At 39.5% G+C, this 5,237-nt stretch carries 5 protein-coding genes; all 5 read right to left on the bottom strand.

All coding sequences use genetic code 11. From position 1 onward, the window contains the following. A partial coding sequence (locus RQ893_RS07955; protein WP_311482491.1) for an ABC transporter ATP-binding protein occupies positions 1-1,810 on the bottom strand: 1,810 nt, incomplete at its 3' end. Then, complete coding sequence (locus RQ893_RS07950) at positions 1,803-3,566, bottom strand: ABC transporter ATP-binding protein (protein ID WP_311482490.1); 1,764 nt, start codon at positions 3,564-3,566, stop codon at positions 1,803-1,805. The genes RQ893_RS07950 and RQ893_RS07955, both read right to left, overlap by 8 nt. Beyond that, positions 3,554-4,006, bottom strand: a complete 453-nt coding sequence (locus RQ893_RS07945; protein ID WP_311482489.1) for a MarR family winged helix-turn-helix transcriptional regulator — start codon at positions 4,004-4,006, stop codon at positions 3,554-3,556. Before RQ893_RS07945 ends, RQ893_RS07950 begins: the two co-directional genes overlap by 13 nt. 487 nt (positions 4,007-4,493) lie before the next feature. Continuing rightward, positions 4,494-4,754 (bottom strand): type II toxin-antitoxin system RelE/ParE family toxin, encoded by a 261-nt coding sequence (locus RQ893_RS07940; protein WP_311482488.1) that lies wholly within the window; start codon positions 4,752-4,754, stop codon positions 4,494-4,496. Beyond that, positions 4,751-4,969, bottom strand: coding sequence for a type II toxin-antitoxin system RelB family antitoxin (gene relB, locus RQ893_RS07935; RefSeq protein WP_311482487.1), 219 nt, complete (start codon positions 4,967-4,969; stop codon positions 4,751-4,753). The genes RQ893_RS07940 and relB overlap by 4 nt, the downstream gene beginning before the upstream one ends. Between the last annotated feature and the right edge of the window lie 268 nt (positions 4,970-5,237).

Genomic DNA, 5,237 nt, shown 5'->3' with positions numbered 1-5,237 from the left:
ATTTGTCGTGGTTGCCACGTTCTATTATCCTGCCGTCTTCCATTACCATGATTACATCAGAGTTTTGGATGGTTGAAAGCCTGTGGGCTATTACAATCGAAGTTGACCCTGCCATTAGCTTATCCATAGCTTCTGTGACATCTTTTTCTGTGGCTGTATCTATAGACGATGTCGCTTCGTCAAGAATAAGCATAGGTGGCTCTCCTATAGCTGCCCTTGATATTGATATCAGCTGGTTTTGACCGTCTGATAGGCTTGATCCATCGCCTTTTATTTCTGTGTCATACTTTTCTGGAAGTCTTTTTATAAAGGAATCCGCTCCAGAAAGCCTTGCCGCAGATTTGACTTCTTCATCGCTTGCTCTTAATCTGCCATACTTGATATTGCCCTCAATAGTATCTGTAAAGAGGTTTACTTCTTGGAGAACCATACCAAAAGCACGTCTTAGAGCATCTTTTTTGATATCCCTAATGTCTATATCGTCGACCATGATTGACCCAGAGTCAATTTCATAAAACCTGGTAATGACGTTGGTAATAGTAGTCTTTCCTGCTCCGGTTGATCCTACAAAGGCAATCTTTTCGCCTGGTTCTGCGTAAAAAGAAATATCTTTTAATATTTGGTTTTTTCCGTCATAAGAGAAGTCAACATTCTTAAATTCAAGCCTGCCTTCTAGCATCTTATAGTGTTTCCTATCGCCATCATCCCACATCCAAGCATAGCGGCCTGTTAGGTCGTCACACTCACTCACAGATCCATCAGCATTTTCTACAGCATGGACAAGTTCGATAAAGCCAGTATCTTTCTCTATCGGCATATCAATTATTTCAAAAATCCTGTCAGCCCCTGCCATAGCTTGGAAAACTGCGTTAGCCTGTTGGCTCACATTCACAAGGGGATTTTGGATTTGCCTAATATTTGACAAGAAGGCTGCCAAAACTCCCACAGTCATATCGCCCTTGATTGTCATATAGACACCGTAGACAGTTATAGCTCCATAGAGGATATTTACCATATTTAATAAAAACGGCATCATCCTACCAGCATAGGTATTGGCACGGGTAAAGGCAAGTCTCACTTCCTCTGTCTTATCCCTAAAAGTAGCTAGGATTCTTTCTTCTCTTGAAAAAACTTTTACAACCTTTTGACCAGATAGGGTTTCTTCGGAAAATCCCTGAAGACTTGAAATATTGCCCTGGCCCTCTCTGAAGGCTTTTGAAGACTTATAGATAATCCTAGATAGGATTGGTATTAGTATTGTAAGTCCAATCAACATGGTAAGGGTCAGATTAAAACTTAATTTAAACATGACAAGGATTGTACCCACAAGCATAAGAGTCGCCCTAACTATAGTTGGTACTGTATTTGCCAGAGCTTGGCTTAAAACGTCAGTATCGTTTGTGAACCTAGACATAATCTCGCCGTGCTTGTTGGTGTCAAAAAATCCTATTGGCATTTTTTGGACTTTGTCAAAAAGTTCTCGCCTAATATTCCTAATAGATCTTTCCCCTACCCTTACCATAAGCCTTGAATATATAAAAGAAGTAAGGGCGGAAACTGCGTAGATTGCTCCCATTTGAAGCGATGCTCTCTTTAATCCTATCACATCTGATTTTAGGATATAATTATCAATAATTGGCCTTAGCATATTTACTCCCCAAATCTGGGTTAAGGCTGAGACTATCACACAAAGAATAATCAAAATCATCTGCCACCTGTAGGCAAAAAGGTAGGATAAAAGTCTTCCTATAGAGGAAAATGAAACTTTTCTCCTATAGGATTTGTCATTCATTTTGTAAGAATTAGTCATCACTTCCACCTCCTTGCTCTTGGATGTCGTAAGTTTCCCTGTAGACCCTGTTGGTCTTATAAAGCTCGTCATGAGTGCCAATCGCCTCGATCTTGCCCTCATTCATAACTATAACCCTATCCACATATTTGAATGAGGAAATCCTCTGGGAAATAATTATCTTTGTTAAATCCTTGTAGTGTTTGTTAATGCCGTCGATAATGGCAGTTTCTGTCTTTGTATCAACCGCAGATGTTGAGTTATCCATAATAAGAATTTTTGGCTTTTTAAGAAGGGCTCGGGCAATGGTTAACCTTTGTTTTTGGCCACCAGAAACACCTGTACCACCTTGGCCAAGGACTGATCCATAACCATCGTGGCGGTTTTTTACAAAGTCATCTGCCTGGGCAATCTTACTTGCAAGCTCAATTTCTTCCATAGTAGCATCGTCATCTCCCCACCTTAGGTTATCTGCAATACTCCCAGAGAACAAAGTATTTTTTTGAAGGACAATTGCCACTCCATCTCTCAAAGTTTTTAGGTCATAAGTCTCTACAGGATGGCCACCCACTTTTAGAGACCCTTTGCTTATATCATAAAGCCTTGGTATAAGCTGGACTAGGGTGGATTTTGAAGAACCTGTCGGTCCTAAAATACCAATAGACTCCCCGCTTTTGATGTGAAGATTTATATCTTCAAGCTGGTAAGAATCAGAATCTTCCTCATACTTAAAGGACACATTGTCAAAGTCAATTGACCCATCTACTAGGCTTTGGCTGTCAATTTTCTTATAATTATCCATAGAAGGCACCCTGCTAATAACCTCAACCACCCTTGTAATACCAGGTGAGGCTGACATAAACATGGTAAGAACCATAGACATACCAATAAAAGCACCAAGTAACATAGTCGCATACATATTAAAGGCAACAAGGTCGCCAACCTCTAGCCTTCCTTCTATGATTTCTATCCCACCAAAATAAGTAATGCCCACAAAAGTAGCAAACAAAACTACATTGGCAAAGGGAAAAACAAGGGACATTGGTCCTTGAGATCCGTCCGCATATTCAAACATCTTTTCATTTTGGATACCAAACTTATCAAGCTCATATCTTTTCCTAAAAAATGCCTTAATGACACGCATATTTTTGAGGTTTTCTTCAACAACTAGGTTGAGCTTGTCATATTGGTAACGAGCTTTCCTAAATTTTGGAATGGCATAGGTAGTAAGACCCATCAAAAGTGCAAAGAGAATTGGCACAGCTAGCAAAAATATAAGTGACAATTTTAGGCTAGACTTTAATGCCAAAACAAAAGCCACAAGAGCCATTGCCACAGTCTTAATTACAAATCTTGTTGATACAAACATAGAAAAGGTAGTCTGCTGGGTATCAGACGACAACCTTGTCAAAAGCGATGGGACCCCAAAATAATCTATGTCTTCAAAAGAAAAGCGCTGGATATTTTCAAACTGGGCAAGCCTAGCATTGTAGCCCATACCAGATGAGGCAATCCCTGCGTTTTTTGTTGCCTGCATCCCACAAACCATAGTAATTAAAGATAAGATGACCATCAATATCCCATATTTGATTGCAAGACCCAAGTCTTGACCCTTCACAGCTTCATTAAGGGTCATGCCCATAATAGCTGGAATGGCGAGCTCTAAGATAGTTTCAAGGCTGGTATAGACTCTTGAAATATTTCTATTTTTCTTATAAGCACCCAAATATTTTTTCATATAGGAAAATGACTTATAAAATTCTTTTATACTTTCCATTCTTCCTCCTTCTTAAAATCTCCCTTGATTGAGTCAATTAGAAGTTTCAAAGCATTTTTAATCTCTCTTGCCTTCTCATCGCCCAAGCTCTCGTAAATTCTCTTGTTGGATTCGTTAATAGGTTTTAACCTCTCGTCCCTAATTTTTTCTCCCTGGCTAGTTAATCTTAAAATCCTAATCCTCCTATCACCCTCATCTGGGATAAGGTCGATAAGACCCTCATTACTCAGACCCTTAATAATATTGTTAATAGTCTGCTTGGGAGCGCTGAGCTTATCGGCGATACTTTTTTGGGTAGGATTTTCCATAAAGCCAATATGGATAAGGATAATAGTTTCAAGGTCGCTTAGACCGTAAAACTTTGCCCTCTCCCTATTAATGCCATTTGCACACCTTAGCAAAGAAAAAATAGAGACCATAGGATCAAGTTCAAAATTCATAAACCCTCTTTCTCTAAAATAAATAAACAATTATTTGTAATATGATTATTATAGTACTATTTGGGACTATGTCAAGGTGGATTAATAGTAAGCATCCCCCAGCGCCGTCCCGAACGACGACGAAGGAGGAGGGATCTTATGAATAAAAGACCCCCACGTTCATGAGATGTCTCACATTCGCTCGACATGGCGCAGGACTTGTTAATGATACCGCAAATCCTAGCGCCGTCCCGAACGACGACGAAGGAGGAGGAGGGACCTTATAAAGAAAAGACCCCCATTCATAAGATGTCTCGCATAGGTTCGACATGACGCAAAGTTTTAAGGACAACGCCAACTCTAACCGTCATTCTGAGGGAGAGAAACGACCGAAGAATCCCACAAAGGAATGACCTCTAATTTATAAGATGTCTCACATACGTTCGACATGGCTCGGAGAAAGCATAAACAATTATAAGCACTAAAAAAACCGCCAAGTAGCGGTTATCTATCTCTTATATATATTTTTCCTATGGTCAATGTCAACCACACAAATGACTATCTTTTCATCTTGGATTTCGCAAAGAATCCTATAGTCACCTACCCTATACCTCCAAAACCCTCTAAGATTTGCCGATAAAGCCTTGCCCCTAGCCCTTGGTTCCTCTAATAGAGCAATTTTGTCCATATAGGAAATTATCATCTTTTGAACTGGCCTATCCAATTTCTTTAGAGATTTGAGAGCCTGATCAGAATAAATTATCCTCATAGACCAAGCTCTTTTTTCACTTCATTACTGGTATAAAATTTCATATTTTCTTTATTTATAAGATAATCCTCGATTAGTTTTTCGTCGTATTCTTCTTCTATATTTCTAAGCAAGGTTTCCCTCGCCCAATCTGATAAAGATTGACTTTTCTCATCAGCGACTCTTTTAAAAAGCTCCTTGTCATCCTTATTTAATCTAATAGTTATAGTAGTCATAGGAATTTCCTTTCTGTGTTACATTGTAATATCATTATATAAGATAAGTTAAAAAAGTCAAAATCCCTTGTATTCATAAGATGTCTCGCATTCGCTCGACATGGCGCAGAGCTTGTTAATGATACCGCAAATCCTAGCGCCGTCCCGAACGACGACGAAGGAGGAGGAGGGACCTTATGAACAAAAGACCCCTCATTCATAAGATGTCTCGCATTCGCTCGACATGGCGCAAGGGATTGATTTTAGTACAGCACTCCCAAGCGCCGTC

Source organism: uncultured Anaerococcus sp., assembly GCF_963510915.1.
Classification (GTDB): Bacteria; Bacillota; Clostridia; order Tissierellales; family Peptoniphilaceae; genus Anaerococcus.
This window is presented reverse-complemented; position numbering and strand designations above follow the sequence as displayed.

Excerpts from the sequence above, each read along its gene's own strand:
- RQ893_RS07950 (WP_311482490.1), bottom strand. The coding sequence starts at position 3,566 with ATGGAAAGTATAAAAGAATTTTATAAGTCATTTTCCTATATGAAAAAA.
- RQ893_RS07945 (WP_311482489.1), bottom strand. The coding sequence starts at position 4,006 with ATGAATTTTGAACTTGATCCTATGGTCTCTATTTTTTCTTTGCTAAGG.
- RQ893_RS07940 (WP_311482488.1), bottom strand. The coding sequence starts at position 4,754 with ATGAGGATAATTTATTCTGATCAGGCTCTCAAATCTCTAAAGAAATTG.
- relB (WP_311482487.1), bottom strand. The coding sequence starts at position 4,969 with ATGACTACTATAACTATTAGATTAAATAAGGATGACAAGGAGCTTTTT.